We start from the raw sequence: 16788 nt of genomic DNA, 5'->3' as shown, positions 1-16788 counted from the left end.
GTTGCATTGAACCTAATGCAATTTTTTATTTAAGTCACGTGAAAATGAAGATATGACCTCGCTACTACGCTTATCATCTTTACGTTCATGCATTATTTTTTTTACAGCATCAGCAGCTATATTCGCTGTGTTAGCCTGTAAATCTCCAAGAGCTTTTTCAACTTGGTCAGTGACTTTCTTCAAGTTAGAATGGGCATTGTCATCTAATGTCTGATCTAGCTGCTGTCTATTGTGCTTAATGATACTATTAGCTTTATCAAGTGCTTCATTCATCATTTTATTAACTTCTGCATCTAATTCTTTGTATTTTTTAGAAGATTTTTTGTAATACTCCAACATATCTTTCCTGAATTTTTCAGTTTCTTCACTTGAAAATTTGCTTTTGTTACGCTTATTGTTAAGCGCATTTTTTATCACTTTCTTTAGCAATTTATACGAAAGGACAAAACTTACCAAGAAGGCAAGACCGATAATCAGTGATGTAGACATAAAAACCCCTAAAATTCTTTGGACACCAAGTCAGCAATAAATTCCTCTTCAATTTCAGAATTAGTCAATTTAGTATAATAAATTAAAGCAATACTAGTAGCCATTTGTTTTAACTGATCAGTATATTCAGATTTAAATTCTGCCACTTTTTTTTCAATAAGCTTGCTCTTTTTTTTATCTTCCTCTTCTAATATATTCTTAACATTAGCTCTCATTTCTTCTACCTGAGCAAGTGCATCATCTATGATTTTTTTTGCCTGTATTCTAGCTTGGTTTAAAGCGGCATTATACTTGGCAACCTGATCTTCCGTGAGTCTTAAAAGATGAACAGAACTATTAAAAGAATCCAATACTTCTTTACTTCTAGTGCTTATTATTTCATCTAACTTTGGCAAAAATAAACAACTTACTACGAAAAAAAGTGAAGAGAAAAAAATTAAAAACCAAAAAACTTGAGAAAAGAAGGTTGAAACATCAAGCTGTGGCATCTGTTAAGCAGCAAATATTAATAACATTGCAAGTACAAACGCAAGCAATCCCATGATTTCAACCATGGCAGCACCAATATAAACATAACTTTTCATTTTACCTTCTGATTCAGGGTTTCTCGCAATCCCATTTAACATAGCAGAGAAGATATTAGCTATACCTAAACCAGCACCGAGCATTCCAAACACAGCTAAACCAATTGCTATAAATTTTAAAGCTACTAAATCCATATATTACCTTTAATTATTTCTTTATAATATAATTGTAAAATATTCTACAAGGAAGTCAATTACTTTACTGCATCTGACAAATATACACATGTTAATATAGTAAATATATAAGCTTGTAAAATTGCAACAAATACTTCAAATCCTATCAATGCAATTATGAACAAAAACGGCGCAGGAGTGAAAAATATGTTCATATTTACAATAAACCCTGCTATCACTTTGATGATTGTATGACCAGCAATCATATTTGCTGCAAGCCTTATTGATAGGCTAACCGGCCTTACTAAATAAGCAAACAACTTAATAATAATTATTATAGGTGCAAGCCACGAAGGAGTTCCTTTTGGTAGCAATATGCGTAAAAATTCTACTCCCCTTTCTTTAAATCCAACAATCGTTATATAAATAAAAACCACCATCGATAAAGCGAAGGTGACTATCACATGACTTGTGACCGTGAAACTATAAGGAAGAACACCAACTAAATTACACGATAAAATGAAAATAAACACTGTAAATATCAATGGAATGTGCTGCAAGCCTTTGCTTCCAGTGTTATTTTCTATTATTGAAATAACAAAATCATATACATACTCAACTGCAGCTTGCAAATATCCTGGTATTACTGCCCCCTTCTTTATTCCAAAAAGCAAAAAGAGTATCACCAATATCACCGAAATCATCGTGAAAAGAGATGAATTGGTAAAGCTTACGTCATACCCAAATAACCTAGGTAACTCTATTACCGTATATACTTTAAACTGTTCCAGCGGATTTAATGCCATTTTAATCTGAATTATAAACAGTAAATAAAGTATGAATTTTATAGGACAAAGTCAAGAATTAAGATAAGGCTCTGTATTATTATAACATTAACATATTAACAAAATATGTAATTAGAATGTTAATTACAGTCAGCTCTGTATTTTAAAATTTACTAATCTTGTTAAATTATTCAATATCTTGACTTAATATCTTATTTTGATTATAATTTAATTTTTAGTGAGGTATATAATGAACGAAATAGATTTTATTAACACTAATCATCCTTTAAATTTGGAGCAGGAATTTGGTAACGGATACATCGAATCAGTAGATTGTTTCCTTGACGAAGATACTCGCGATTATTACATAGGACTCAACAATGCAATAATACACTTCTTTTTTGATGGTAACATTGATGAGGATGCCTGGGATTATGAAAGTCTTAAATTCTTTCTGGAGATAGATTTAAAAGGTGATATAGAAAAAATTCTTTCTCTTCGCAAGAAGATATAAAGTTACAAAAGCTTCTACATCATAAACAATGATGTAGAAGTATTCCACTACAACAAGCTTTAAAAGCACTACATTTTATATTACAATAACTTTTTCACTTCTTTTTAGGTCCATGAAATTCACATTATCTTGGTTATTAGAACACTTAGAAACCAATGCTAGTTTAGAAGAAATTACCGATAAATTAACTCACATAGGGTTAGAAGTAGAAGATGTGATCGATAATTCCAGATTGACTGGGTTTATTGTTGCAGAGGTATTAGAAGTCGTACCTCATCCAAATGCTGATAAATTAAAATTATGTAAAGTAAATGATGGAAGTAAAATTCTACAAATAGTCTGTGGAGCAAACAATGTTAGAGAAGGTATGAAAACTGTACTTGCATCTCTTGGTAGCACGTTGCCAGAAAGTGATCTCACAATTAAGTCCACAAAAATACGAGGAATGCTAAGTGAAGGGATGCTCTGCTCTGCTTCTGAACTTGCGCTGGTTCAAGAGGAAAGTGAAGGAATAATCGAGCTTTCCGATGATTATAAAGTAGGGGATAAATTTTTCAATTGTGACCCTGTAATTGATATAAATGTTACTCCAAACCGTGGAGATTGCTTAGGCATTTATGGAATAGCTCGCGACCTTGCTGCAACTGGAATTGGGACATTAAAGACTTTAAGCATTCCACAACTTACCAGCTCCATAAATTCACCAATCGATGTTGAAGTTACTGACGGGGAAAGTTTTATTAGTGGAATATACATCGCCAATGTAAAAAATCAAGAAAGCCCAAAATGGTTAAAAGATAGGCTGGAATCGATAGGAATGCGCTCCATTTCTGCAACAGTTGATATCACGAACTATATTATGATATCTTTCAGCCGCCCAATGCACGCGTATGATGCAAAAAAAATAGAAGGAGAGCTCACAGTACGCAAAGCAAACGACGGAGAAAAATTTGCTGGTTTGAACGGTAAAGAATACTTATTAAACAAAGACATAAGCGTTATTGCAGGTGATAAAAATATTCATGGAATTGCTGGAATTATAGGTGGTAAGTGCAGTGAATGTACTCTTGAAACTACTGATATCTTTTTAGAGTCTGCTTGGTTCGATCCCATCTCTATTACTAAATCTTCAAGGCAGCTCGGCATCTCCACAGACGCTAGTTACAGATTTGCACGTTCAGTTGATCCTGAATTTACTTTTGATGGACTCAACCTTGCAGCTAAAATGATTCTGGACTTATGTGGTGGAGAAACCTCAAGCGTAGTGTCTGCTGGCAGTTTAGATAGTGCTGACACCAAGGTGAGCTTTGATTATCAGGATGTGAACAAGTTTGGAAGTGTGTCTGTATCGCCTGATGAGGTGCTTGATATCTTAACGAAACTAGGGTTTAGTATTGATAAAAAAACCGAAGGCAATTGGAATGTACAAGTACCAAGCTGGAGACCGGACGTGACAATACCGGCTGACCTAATCGAAGAAGTAACAAGGATATACGGCTATGACAAAATAAAAGAAGAACCACTACCAAATAATGTTGAAGAAGTAGATAGTACATACGACAATTTGCGTATTTTGATGACAAACAGAGGGTTTCATGAAGTGCTAACCTGGTCGTTTATGAGTGAATCAACAGCTGAAAAATTTGGTTACTCGAATAAGTTATTTATCATCGATAATCCGTTTAACAATAGCTTTAATATAATGAGACCAAGTATTATGCCAAATTTATTGCAAGTTACTGCTGATAATATTGCCCATGGAATATCTGATCTTGCAATCTTCGAAATCGGGCCGATTTACGATGGTGAAGCTCAGTCTAAGTATGTTTTAAGTGGAATTAGGTCAGGAAATAATTTACCGCGAAACCATTATAATACTGATAGGAAAGTAGATGTTTTTGACGCAAAGGCTGATTGCATAGCAGCTTTGGAGTTTTTTAACGTTAATTGTGATAATTTAACGATAGAGAAAGCAGAAAAAGAACATTACCACCCAGGAAAGTCAGGCACTCTCTCTTTTAAGAATAAAGTAGCAGGTTATTTTGGAGAGTTGCATCCTAATATATTAGATCTTTTTGATATCAAGCAAAAAGTTGTAGGTTTTGAGGTAATACTAGAAAATATTGAAAATTTACCTGTAAGTAGAAAGAAATTTATCGATTATAAATACCAAAGTGTAAAACGTGATTTTGCATTTATAGTAAATAAGGATGTGGAAGTAGGTAACATAATCAATGTGATAAAAAAAAGCTCAGAGCTCATCACAGAAGTTTTGATATTCGATGTATACCATGGAAATAATATAGAACCGAATAAGATGTCTATAGCGTTGTCAGTTACTTTTTGCTCTCCAATCCACACTTTAACTGAAAAAGAGATCCAAAAAGAATCAAGTGCTATAGTTAATTTAGTATGTGAAAATACCGGAGGAACTTTGAGAACTTATCGTTGAGTCACAATCATAGTTTCCTGCCGTTGCTGTGTCACACTTACTTCATCCAATTTATTTCCAATATTGAATTCAATATCCTTGAAAAATCTATCCCACATTCCATGCAAATGCTCTTCTATTTTAGGCCACACATCATTTTTAAATGTTACCCCATCATCAGAAAATAAATTACCTAAAAAGGCTCCAATACCTTCATAATTTGACTGAAAACATTGAAGAAATGTCTCTCCTTCTTTATAAGTATTATGTGCCACATTTAACGCTTTTCTCTCTGTAGTCTCTTTATAAGCATTTGATGCTCCAATCTTTATTGCACCAAACATAACTTTACTCCAGTTCTTAACTTTCTGTATACAACCTTCACTATTTCCTGGTATATTATTTATTATATTTTTTGTCAAATTGTCTATCAAAGGAGACAATAAATTTTGACTAAAATGTTTGATATTATCTTTTGTTTTAATTACAGGATATTTGATGCGTTTTTCTGCTAAACAGTACTCCAGTTCTGCTCTTTCTAATAACTTCTTGATTTCTTTTTCATCAAAAGTTTCAAGCTTGAATACCTTCAGTAAATCATCTTCTATTACTGCAAATTTTATTTTTTCACGAGACGTTAGTTCTTCTTTATAATCATTTTTTGTTTCTTCATTTATCAATAATTCTTTTTTGCCTAATTCTAACTGTTTTAATGCTTTCAGAATTTCTTCATTCCTTTTTAAGAGCACTTCTATTGATCTTGTACCCGGATGCCCTTTTTCCCTGTTATTTTGTTCAGCTTGTAAACGCTTATTTTGATCTTTGAGTGTTTGTTCTAATGTAGATTTTTCTAAATGTCCTTCATCTTGCACGCGAAAAGCTTCAATTATTTCTGCTAGACCTGATTCACCATATTTTCTTAATTTCTTGCATAAACGTAAAACACCCTTTTTTTGTTCTCGAAGTAACCTTTGCACTTTATATTTTTTTATTTCTAAATACATCTTTTCTATAAAGTCATTTATTTTAGCTGAAGCTTCCTTATCCGATGGAACCTTTACTTTTTTTTCTAAATCTTCAAGCTGCTTCCTTAGGCTTTGCTTCTCCTTATCCGGTATATCTGATTGACTTAACTTACCTTGAACTTTTTTCATTACTGATTTTATCAGCCTGCGCTCAATCTCTTGATCATCATATTCGAATTTAAAAAGGTCTTCTAACCCCCTTTTTAAGGTGTCATTTGTTAAGCTACTGTTTTCATGTATTTCTTTTAATTTCTTATATATATTGTTACACCTTGTTTGACCTATTCCTCTTAAACGTTCAATTTCTTCTTTCGCATTACCTAAGGCTTTCTCTGTTGCTTGGAGATGCTTATTTTTATAAATATCAATTACTGTCCTTTTAACTATTTCGCCTTCCTTTATAAGCTTTTTCCATTCCGCCTCATGTACAGAAAATTCATCATCTTTTGAGTCTTCTACTTCCATTCCTGCGTTTTTCAAATCTTCTATTATAATCTCTTTTCTACTTGGTAATTCCTTACCTTGGCTCTCTAATTCCTGTCTCACTAAAGAATTTTTTATCTCATCTTCCAGCGAAAAATCTTCTCCCCGTCTATCTCGCTGAAACTTAATTGCTTGTATAAAGGCAACTTGATAAGCACTTTGTATTAAGTGACTTGTCAAATTAGGACCTATACTATCTACCACTTTCGACTTGAATTCGTTCAATAATTCCTTCAATTTATCATATGTAATCTCTTTCTTTTCTAGCTTTATCAGTTCTTCCATAGTCTTCGCAAATTCCTGAATAGAAGTTGCAAGCACATCCTTGATTTCATTGCGTAAGGGCTTAAGACCATTTTTTAAATTGATGTTAGTTGACAATTTCAGTACGATGCTATGCTCTGAATCCCGCGTCACATCAAACCACTTGTTATTTTCATTTTCATACAAATCTCTAAGCAATCGTTTAAATTGCGGTGGAAATTCTATTTCCATATCCCACGCAATATTTGGTCCAGTAACTTCCTTTTCATGAAAAGACACCTCAATATTTTGATGCTTATTAGAATACCGCCCCATACTTATTTTAAGAGCAGTAACTAAAGAGTGAGATAAATCTCTATTTAAAAGATAAAAAGTAGCCAAAGCAATTGTTGCAGGAACAACTAAGGCTACAAGTACAGCCATATTAACAAAAATTGCTATTGCAGCAAGAACACCATATGCCAATCTTTTTGGCACGCCAGTTTCACTCTTTTTTGTCTTATCTTCCCCTACACTGTCTTGTGTCTTGCTGTTTGCTTGAAATCTACTGCATACGACTAATCCCAGTGCAGTAGAAGCAATATAAGGAAGCATTAAAACTGACAGAGCTAAATTTAATATTTTCTTTTCTGGGCAAGTTCTATTTATTTCCTTAAATATTTCGCTTGATATATTATACCAGGAAGTAAAAAAATCAGAGTTATAATCTTTATAATGAAATATACTGAGTGGAACGTTAAAATTAGCTAACGGCTCTTGTTCTTCCACAGCATCAAAAAATTCTTCTTCCTCTTCTGAAGTAGCAAGACCTAAATTATTCCCTTCTTCTACATTAGAAACAGCTTCCATAGCATCAAAAAACTCTTCTTCCTCCTCCAAAGTAACAACAGATTCTGCTTTACCTAAACCACCACTATTGTTAACAACTTCTTCATAATCATCTGCAACAGCTTTATTCATATTATAACCTTATCCAATTACCTTAAGTATAGCATAAATACTGACAATCTTGCAACTTTATTAAAAATTTAACGCTCAATACTAACACTTAAATCCTGATATTCCTTAGAATAGAAGTTAGTTCCAATTTCTGTATTAATGTCCAAAGATAAGGCAAGGGTCTGCTCTTTTATATATTCAAACCACGTATTTATTGCTTCCTTAATTTTCTCATCTTCTGTTTTGATTATTACTCTGATTCTATCTGATATATGAAAATCAGCTTGTTTCCTAGTTTCCTGAATGAGCCTCACGACATCTCTCGCTAGCCCTTCTAGAATCAATTCATCATTTAAAGTAGTGTTTAGGATAACAACCCCTTTGTTGTTATCAAATACAGAGGAGAATTCACTGTTTGCTTTTAATAATAGTTCATATTCGCCTTTTTTTATAGTATAGTTCTCTGTTTCGTCTCCCAGAAATATCTGTTCATTTCCAACTTGCCTCCATTTTCCCTCTTTGACGTATTGAACTAATTTCTTGATCTTGCCTGGAACTCTCTTTCCAAGCACAGGGAAGTTGAGTTTTAACTCTAGTGATGCAACTTCTTTCAACTTATCCACTATTTCTAATTCTTTTACATTTACCTCATCTTTTATCATCTCTTGATATTCACCTTCAAGAAAACCACAGGAAGACTGATGATAAATCCTCATACTGCCAAGTGGCTGTCTGATACGTATGTTAAAAGTGTTTCTAATAGAGAGTGCAGAGTTACATATCTCTCTCACTAGATCCATTTTGGCAATGAGCTGACTATCAAACTTCTCTAATTGTGGAAAATTAGCCAAATGAACAGATGTTTCTTCATACTTAAGCCCTTGCCATATATTCTCTGTTATAAGTGGCAACAAAGGAGCTGCAGCTCTTAGTATGTAATAAAAAACCGTATATAGAACATTATAAGCATCAGTTTTATCCTGATCCAAATCACCTTTCCAAAAACGCTCGCGACTGCGACGAATATACCAATTATTTAGCACTTCAAAAAAGTTCATTAAAATTTTGCAAGCCTCTTGGGAGTTATAGTTGTTCATAGAAGCTTGGATACCTTCTACAGCTTCAAAACACTTGGAAATCATGTAACGATCAATAGTGCTTCTATAGTCCTTACACACTTCAGCTTTAATTCCATCTGCATTTGCATACATAGTAAAAAAGTGATAACTATTCCAAATAGGTTTTATTACATTTTTTAGAACATCTCGTATTGAGTTTCCTTCTTTATCGAGTAGCAAATTACCACCACAAACAATAGATCCAGAAAGCATAAGAAAACGCAGTGCATCAGAACCGTATCTATCAAAAACCTCCATTGGATCTGCATAGTTATTCAAACGTTTGGACAATTTTTGCCCTTTTACATCCAAAACAACACCGTGGCATATGCAGTTCTTAAATGGTTCCCTATCAAACAAAGCAGTGGACAATACAAAGAGCGTATAAAACCACCCCCTGGTTTGCGCTATGTATTCAGTGATAAAATCCGCAGATTCAAACCACTCCTTATTTTCAAACGGATAGTGGATTTGCGCAAATGGCATCGAGCCAGATTCAAACCAGCAGTCAAACACGTCAGGTACACGGCGCATAACTGATTTTCCTGTTGGATCATCAGGATTTGGTCTTGTTAAAGTATCGATAAATGGTCTGTGCAAGTCGTCTATTTTAACATTAAAATCTCTCTCCAGTTCTTCTATTGAACCATATACATCTACTCTTGGATATCTCGCATCGTCTGATTTCCATACAGGGATTGGTGTACCCCAGAATCGATTGCGTGAAATTGACCAGTCGTGTGCCCCTTCAAGCCATTTTCCAAATTGACCATCTCTAATGTGGTTTGGTATCCAATTAACTCTCTTATTTAGCTCTACCATTCTGCTTTTGAATTTTGTAACAGCAACATACCAAGAAGGCATAGTGCGATAGATCAAAGGAGTGTCAGTTCTCCAGCAGTGTGGATAATTGTGAATATATTGTTCAGTTTTAAACCAATTCCCTTGCTCTTTTAATTTTTTTATTACTGTATCATTGGTATCAAAAACATGAACCCCTGCCAAATCTGAAATTTCAGCAGTAAATTTTCCACTGTTATCAATTGGACAAATAACTGGAATATCATGGCTTTGGCAAAGGTAAAAATCTTCCTCACCAAATCCAGGAGCAGTATGCACAACGCCAGTACCATCTTCTTCCGTCACATAATCAGCAATAAAAACGCGAAATGCATTTTTTGTGTCTTTAAAATAGTCAAACAGTGGTTTGTAAGAAAGACCTGCAAGATCATTCGCTTTAAGTTTTATATTGCAGTTTTCATATGGAATATTGTTTTGTTCAGAGTGGCTGATAAATTTCTCTAAGTAGCTTTCAGCAAAAATGTATATTTCACCATTCATTGAACTTCCTTCACTACTCCCTGTCATCCCAGTGCCCAGACACTGGGATCCAGAAATAGATTCCAGCGTCACGCGCTGGAATGACATCAAAGGGTGGACTGACACTGCACAATACTTAATATCTTTTCCTATTGCTAAAGCCAAGTTGCTCGGCAACGTCCAAGGAGTTGTAGTCCAAGCAAGTAATTTACACTTTCGTTTAACACTTTTAAATTGCTGTGGGTTTTCTAAAAGCTCAAATGCAACAGTTACAGCTTTGCTAACTTTTTCTCTATACGCGTTATCAAGCCTTGTTTCGAAATTAGATAATGGAGTTTCGCATGCCCAGCTATATGGTACAACGCGCACTGATTCATACACCAGACCCTTATCATAAAGCTGCTTGAATGCCCACATGACCGACTCCATGAATGATTTATCCATAGTCTTATAGTCATTGTGAAAGTCTACCCACCTTGCTTGCCTATTTACATACTTCTCCCACTCTGATGAAAATTTCATCACAGAAGTACGGCAATGATCGTTAAATTTATCTATACCAAACTTCTCTATCTCAGTTCTACCAGATATTCCAAGTTCTTTTTCTGCACCCATCTCAGCCGGCAATCCATGGCAATCCCAGCCAAATCTACGTTCAACCCTTTTTTGAAGCATAGTTTGATATCTTGCAAATGCGTCTTTGATGAAACCAGTGAGTAAATGTCCATAATGCGGAAGTCCATTTGCAAACGGAGGCCCATCGTAAAAGACAAAACAATTATCCTTGGAACGTTCTTCAACTGACCGCTCAAAAACTTTGTTTTCCTGCCAAAATTTTATGATTTCCTTTTCTAACGATAAAAAATCAGGACTACTTACTGTATCAGGATAATGCTTTGACTTCATGTTCGCTATGTAAAACTAAAGAATATAGGGCTTTCTGAAAAATTACAAATTCAAAAATATTTCCGTAGCTCACACCCCAACAAACTATTCTGCCGAGCTTCCAATACCTTTTTTTAAGTTTTACTTGCAGTTTTTATTGTTTTACTTAACATTAACCCAAGCTTTAGGGGTATTTTATGGATCAGAAGACAGATAAGTTTCCACAATTTTTAAAAATGTTGTGCTTTGTTGAAATGTGGGAACGTTTCTCTTACTATGGAATGAGGGCACTTTTGGTCCTATTTTTGACTTCTCACTTAGGTTTCACTGATGAGAGGGCCTTTACTATTTACTCATTATTTGCTGCAACAGGTTATGCTATACCAATACTTGGAGGTTTTTTAGCTGATAAGTTGATGGGATTCCGCAACATGGTGTTGCTTGGAGGGATAGTGATGATAGCAGGTCATGCTTGCATGTCATTGGTTAAGTTTGAACCAGGTTTATTATATTTAGGTTTATCTCTAATAGCCATAGGTACTGGTATGTTTAAAGGGAACGTAACTAACTTACTTAGTTCATGCTATGGCAAAGACGATCCTGAACGTAGCAGAGGCTTTACTTTATTTTACGTAGGTGTGAATATTGGAGCAATATTGGCTTCTATTTCATGTGGTTATGTAGCCCACTTGTTTGGCTGGCACTACGGCTTTGGTTTAGCTGGTATTGGGATGTCTATAGGGCTAATCTTTTTTCTCAAATTTCAGAATCTTTTAGGAGATAGCGGCCTTTCTCCTTATCCAGAGCTTATGAATAAGCGCATATTAGGGATTAAAATTTTTGGTATAGTATTGATAGGAAGCTTTCTGTCATCATCAATAATTGCTAAAATGCTTATACATAGTGAATTTTTTACTAATATGCTCATATTTATTGGAATAACAGCTCTGGGCATATTTATTTATATAATATCTAAATTATCAGCAGAACAAAGACGAAAATTAGTGGCATTATCTATTCTTGTGGTATTTTTCTTGTGTTTTTTTGCTTTAGAAATGCAGCTTGGCTCTTTGGTTAACTTATTCACCGAAAGAAACGTTATTAACAATGTATTAGGTATAACAATCCCAGCTTCAGTTTCTCAAGCCATAAATCCTTTGTCAATTATAATATTTGGCTTTCTTTTTGGAACATACATGAAGTTTAAGCAAAAATATGCAACTTCCATGTTTACCCTTGGCCTTCTGACAATGGCTATGTGTTTTTTCACACTGTACATAGGATGTTTAAACTCTAACATTGAAGGTAAAGTAGAATACTTATATTTAATAATTGCTATCTCCTTTATGGGACTGGGAGAATTATGTATTGCTCCATTAGTCCAAGAACAAGCAACTACACTAGCCCCCAAAAACCTTAGAGGAGTAGTGATGGGTATAGTAATGCTGTCATTAGCGTTTTCTAACCTAGCCGGAGTTGCAATATCAAAATTTATGTCAGTTCCTTCAGTAAATGGTAAAATAAATTATTTAGAATCTTTAGAAATATATAAAGAGGGTTTTTTAAAGGTGGGAATATTTAATTTAATGCTCGTTATTGTATTTTTATTCTTCTTCAATTTTATACATAAAGTTGTTACTAACTCATCTTGTACAAAAAATTGATATAGGTAAGCTCAAATTTGTAGGTTTAAGGTACCCGTTCAGCAGAGGTAGCAATTAAACTTTGTAACTTTTGAAAAAGATTATGATTGCATTTTTTCAATACTCTTTGCTTAAGATTTATATTTAACGCTGCTTAAAATCAGCGAAATGCACACCCCAGCAAACTACTCTGCCGAGCTTCCAACACTTTCACATTTACTATTTTGTCCCTGTATTTATCTTCAGAATCATCAATGCACACTGATTGCATATATGGGCTTTTACCAATAATTTGGTTTTGGTGTTTACCTTTTTTATCGCTAAATAGAACAGGTATAGTTTTACCTACCATACTCTGGTTAAACTCAAGTTGTTGCTTACTAATTAATTTCTGTAAACGAAGAAGGCGCTCTGTTTTAACCTCTTCTGGTACTTGATCTTTTCTTTCCGCTCCCGGTGTGCCTGGTCTTGGGCTGTATTTAAAACTATAAGCCTGAGCATATCTAACTTTTTCTACTAATTTCATAGTTTCTTCAAAATCTTTTTCGGTTTCTCCAGGAAAACCAACAATAAAATCAGAAGAAAATTCGATTTCAGGTTTCAATTTGCGAAATCTGTCTATTATTTCCAAATACTCCTCTGCAGTGTGTTTCCTGTTCATCGCGTGCAATATTTTATTCGAACCAGACTGCACAGGCAGGTGAACAAACGGCATGAGCTTTGGCTCTTCCGCATGTGCCAAGTAGAGAGATTCATGCATATCTCTTGGATGAGAAGTTGTATAACGAATCCTCTCTAGCTTTTCAATTTTAGCAATATGACTAATTAATTTTCCTAAATCCCACACTTCCCCTTCGCACTCCCCATGGTAAGCATTGACGTTCTGACCAAGCAAATTGATCTCATTTGCCCCATTTGCAACTAATTTCAATGCTTCACGAAATATTTCATTCACTGGCCGTGAATACTCAGCTCCACGAGTATAGGGCACTACACAAAACGTACAAAATTTATCACAACCCTCTTGTATGGCAAGAAACGCAGAAGATCCCTGGCTATTGCCATAGCATTCATCTGGCAATTTATCAAACTTTGCAACTTCAGGAAAATCAGTGTTTATTACATGACCTTTACTTCTGCTTGCTTTGACTATCAGCTCCGGTAAGGTAGCGATACTCTGCGGACCAACAACAATATCAACAAAAGGAGCCCTTCTGAACACTTCTTCTCCCTCTGCTTGCGCTACACACCCAGCCACCACTATAGTCATTTCTTTTCGTAACGAATGAATCTTCCCAAGCTCTGAGTAAAGTTTTTCTGCTGCCTTCTCTCTAATGTGACAAGTATTCAGTATCACTAAATCGGCTTTCCCTGCATCACTAACAACGTTGAACCCCAAAGGTTTAATTACATTTTCCATTAAAACGGAGTCATAAACGTTCATCTGACAGCCGTAAGTTTTAATATATAGGCCTTTCATATTTGGTATGTCTTTTTCAAAATTTCTTCACCCTACACGTAAATGTCTAACAGACCAGCGCGTGACGCTAGTGAACTTGCTAGCACAATAGATTTTGACAAAATTATACGAAAAACTGGATCCCAGTGTCAAGCACTGGGATGACAAGTTCTCGGCAACCCCTACGTCATACCATCACGGTATCTCTAGATCCCGCTAACAAGTAGCGGGATGACGGTTGTCAGGGTGTCATGAAAGTAGCTAACACTGGCTTCCATCCAAGAGGGCAGTGCCCTCTTCTTGTCATCCCAGTGCTTGACACTGGGATGGCTTTGTTGCATCGCTACTTATGAAAGGCTAACTATAGTTAGGATTATAAGCAACCTATTGAAAATCTTGTTTTTTTGCAATCAATCTGATCAAATTTAAGAATAGTAATTTATTATTTATATTAATAAATTTAATTCTATTGAAAATAGCTAAAGCATTGAAATTCTTGAATTTTAGCCGGATTAGTGAGTGGTAGTGAAATTTCTTTTACTCAAATTTAGGTATTCACTGACCGTTCTTGTTATAAATACCAGAATAATAAGCTACTGATATTCTCTACCTTTTTTATCTTTATCCATCATAGCTAGCGATGCAACAAAGCCCACTGGGATCCAGGAAAAAGAATGGTGTCATGCAAGTAGCTAACACTGGGATCCAGGAAAAAGAACGGTGTCATCCGAGTAGCTTGACACTGGCATCCAGGAAACTTAATTGCAAGTAATGCATTGAGTTTGGTAAGTATGGGTTTTGCGTTATAGAATGAAGCACTTTTGGTGAATTTGTAAAGAAAGCTGGATCCCAGTGTCAAGCACTGGGATGACAAGAAAGGGAGCACTGGAATTTTTATTTCAGTATTGTACATTAGCCATGCATCTGAACAGATACGAGCTTTCTGCTTTTTTTGGGTAAGGTCAGTCAAAAAGGTTTTACAACAACCATAATAACTATAACTATTATCAATACTGTAACTGCTTCATTTAAAACGCGAAAATAAATATGTGACTTCTTATTCGAACCCATTGCAAAATTTTTCCTATATTTTGCAAGTAGCATATGAATAATTAACATCAAAAGTATTGCAAATGCTTTTACATGAAACCATCCTTCACGATATGCTTCCCTAATAACCATTAGTGTAATTCCAAGACCAAGTGAGAAAAGCATTGCAGGGTTTATGATATATCTAAGTAGCCTCTTTTCCATTGTTTGAAGCAAGCTATCATTTTCCGATCCCGGTTTTACAGTTGCATGGTAGACATAAAGCCTGGGTAAATAAAGCATACCTGCCATCCACATGATAACAGAGATAACGTGAAAAGCCTCAAGCCAGTGGTAATAGTTCATTAGCAAAAATTTAAAATTCCTGGTATTGTGTTAGTTTAATGAAAAAGAAATCGATATGAAAGCAGAAAATTTCACTAAAGAACAGATAATTGGATTCTACAGGAAAATGCTACTCATACGCAGATTTGAGGAAAAAGCAGGACAATTATATGGGATGGGATTAATAGGCGGGTTCTGTCACCTATCAATAGGACAAGAAGCAGTTGCAGTTGGAACTCAAGCTGCATCAAAATTAGGTGACGCTTTTATCACAAGTTATAGAGACCATGGCTTAATGCTCGCATGTGATTCTGATCCAAATGTTGTAATGGCAGAGCTTACCGGCAAAGAAACAGGATGCTCGAAAGGTAAAGGTGGTTCGATGCACGTATTTGACGTTGAAAAAAAATTCTTCGGCGGGCATGGAATAGTGGGAGCACAAGTTCCAATTGGCACAGGAATAGCATTTGCTAATAAATATAAGAAAAAAGATAATGTGGTATTTACATATTTTGGCGACGGTGCTGCAAATCAAGGACAAGTATATGAATCGTTTAATATGGCATCTTTGTGGGAGTTGCCTGTGGTTTACATCATAGAAAATAATGAATACGCAATGGGAACCTCCGTGCAAAGGTCAACTTTAGTAACAGAGTTATATAAAAGAGGAGAAAGTTTTGGTATTCCTGGAAAACAAGTTGATGGAATGGATTTTTTCTCTGTTTATGAGGCTACAAGCGAAGCAGCGGAACACACACGCAGCGGAAAAGGGCCTATCCTGCTTGAAATGAAGACATATCGATATCGCGGTCACTCAATGTCAGATCCTGCTACTTATCGCTTAAAAGAAGAAGTTGAAGATATGAAGCAAAATCATGACCCTATAAGCACTTTAAAGAAATACATGACAGATAATAAAATGGCTTCAGAAGAAGAGTGCAAAGTAATTGATAAGGAAATACGTGATTTAGTAAAAAAGTCGGAAGATTTTGCCAAAAATAGTAAAGAACCAAGCGTTGATGAGCTGTATACTGATGTTTATAAATTTGTTAGCTAATTTTTTTATCCAGAACTGTACAAACATTGTATAGTAAACGATGTCATCCAAATAGCTCCTTCTCCCGTCATCCAAGTGCCCTCCTTTTTTTGTCATCCCAGTGCTCTGACTACTTGGATCCAGCTGAGTTGGTGAGTATAAAAGTATAGCTAACGCAAGCTCTACGTCATGCCGCCGCGAACCGTCATACCGCGATTCATTCGCGGTATCTCTAGATCCCGCTAACAAGCAGCGGGATGACGGTTGTCAGGCTAGCTGTCATCTCAGTAGTCTCCTTCTCCTGTCATCCGAGTAGCTGACACTG

General features: G+C 35.2%; 13 protein-coding genes. 4 read left to right on the top strand and 9 right to left on the bottom strand.

Going from position 1 to position 16788, the window contains the following annotated elements:
* Window positions 1–12: 12 nt before the first annotated feature.
* Genes AAGD50_RS03900 through AAGD50_RS03885 form a run of 4 tightly spaced genes read right to left on the bottom strand, consistent with a single transcriptional unit; the run spans window position 13 to window position 1993 of the window.
* Complete coding sequence (locus AAGD50_RS03900; protein ID WP_065094793.1) at window positions 13–489, bottom strand: hypothetical protein; 477 nt, start codon at window positions 487–489, stop codon at window positions 13–15.
* Window positions 490–497: 8 nt separating this feature from the next.
* Entirely contained in the window at window positions 498–977 is a 480-nt protein-coding gene (locus tag AAGD50_RS03895) for a hypothetical protein (protein WP_065094794.1), read from the bottom strand.
* A gap of 3 nt (window positions 978–980) precedes the next feature.
* Window positions 981–1208 (bottom strand): F0F1 ATP synthase subunit C, encoded by a 228-nt coding sequence (locus AAGD50_RS03890; protein ID WP_006014985.1) that lies wholly within the window; start codon window positions 1206–1208, stop codon window positions 981–983.
* 59 nt (window positions 1209–1267) lie between these two features.
* The gene (locus tag AAGD50_RS03885) at window positions 1268–1993 is read right to left on the bottom strand and encodes a F0F1 ATP synthase subunit A (RefSeq protein ID WP_155968396.1); all 726 of its coding nucleotides are present in this window, start codon (window positions 1991–1993) and stop codon (window positions 1268–1270) included.
* A 229-nt stretch (window positions 1994–2222) separates the two neighbouring features.
* Here AAGD50_RS03885 and AAGD50_RS03880 point away from each other — a divergent pair, with 229 nt between their 5' ends.
* Both AAGD50_RS03880 and pheT read left to right on the top strand, forming a co-directional pair.
* The gene (locus tag AAGD50_RS03880) at window positions 2223–2486 is read left to right on the top strand and encodes a hypothetical protein (protein ID WP_010962582.1); all 264 of its coding nucleotides are present in this window, start codon (window positions 2223–2225) and stop codon (window positions 2484–2486) included.
* 112 nt (window positions 2487–2598) lie between these two features.
* Window positions 2599–4938, top strand: a complete 2340-nt coding sequence (gene pheT, locus AAGD50_RS03875; protein WP_264724187.1) for a phenylalanine--tRNA ligase subunit beta — start codon at window positions 2599–2601, stop codon at window positions 4936–4938.
* Here the strand turns inward: pheT and AAGD50_RS03870 are convergent.
* Both AAGD50_RS03870 and AAGD50_RS03865 read right to left on the bottom strand, forming a co-directional pair.
* Window positions 4929–7649, bottom strand: a complete 2721-nt coding sequence (locus AAGD50_RS03870; RefSeq protein WP_341809999.1) for a hypothetical protein — start codon at window positions 7647–7649, stop codon at window positions 4929–4931. The genes pheT and AAGD50_RS03870 overlap by 10 nt on opposite strands.
* Window positions 7650–7717: 68 nt before the next feature.
* Window positions 7718–10972: an isoleucine--tRNA ligase gene (locus AAGD50_RS03865; protein ID WP_264339380.1), complete on the bottom strand. Its 3255-nt coding sequence runs from the start codon at window positions 10970–10972 to the stop codon at window positions 7718–7720.
* Between the two features lie 176 nt (window positions 10973–11148).
* On the opposite strand from AAGD50_RS03865, the gene AAGD50_RS03860 reads away from it, so the two are divergent.
* Window positions 11149–12615, top strand: a complete 1467-nt coding sequence (locus tag AAGD50_RS03860) for a peptide MFS transporter (protein WP_007548626.1) — start codon at window positions 11149–11151, stop codon at window positions 12613–12615.
* Window positions 12616–12754: 139 nt separating this feature from the next.
* Here AAGD50_RS03860 and miaB read toward each other — a convergent pair whose 3' ends face one another.
* From miaB to hemJ, 3 genes are all read right to left on the bottom strand, one after another.
* Entirely contained in the window at window positions 12755–14074 is a 1320-nt protein-coding gene (gene miaB / locus AAGD50_RS03855; protein ID WP_341809998.1) for a tRNA (N6-isopentenyl adenosine(37)-C2)-methylthiotransferase MiaB, read from the bottom strand.
* Window positions 14075–14687: 613 nt separating this feature from the next.
* Complete coding sequence (locus AAGD50_RS03850; protein ID WP_155968384.1) at window positions 14688–14966, bottom strand: hypothetical protein; 279 nt, start codon at window positions 14964–14966, stop codon at window positions 14688–14690.
* Window positions 14967–15019: 53 nt separating this feature from the next.
* On the bottom strand, window positions 15020–15448 hold the full coding sequence (gene hemJ, locus AAGD50_RS03845; RefSeq protein ID WP_010082641.1) for a protoporphyrinogen oxidase HemJ: 429 nt from the start codon (window positions 15446–15448) through the stop codon (window positions 15020–15022).
* A 55-nt stretch (window positions 15449–15503) separates the two neighbouring features.
* On the opposite strand from hemJ, the gene pdhA reads away from it, so the two are divergent.
* The gene (gene pdhA, locus AAGD50_RS03840) at window positions 15504–16484 is read left to right on the top strand and encodes a pyruvate dehydrogenase (acetyl-transferring) E1 component subunit alpha (protein ID WP_006279887.1); all 981 of its coding nucleotides are present in this window, start codon (window positions 15504–15506) and stop codon (window positions 16482–16484) included.
* Window positions 16485–16788: the final 304 nt, after the last annotated feature.

The sequence above is a fragment of the Wolbachia endosymbiont (group A) of Apotomis capreana genome, from assembly GCF_964027025.1.
Lineage (GTDB): Bacteria > Pseudomonadota > Alphaproteobacteria > Rickettsiales > Anaplasmataceae > Wolbachia > Wolbachia pipientis.
This window is presented reverse-complemented; position numbering and strand designations above follow the sequence as displayed.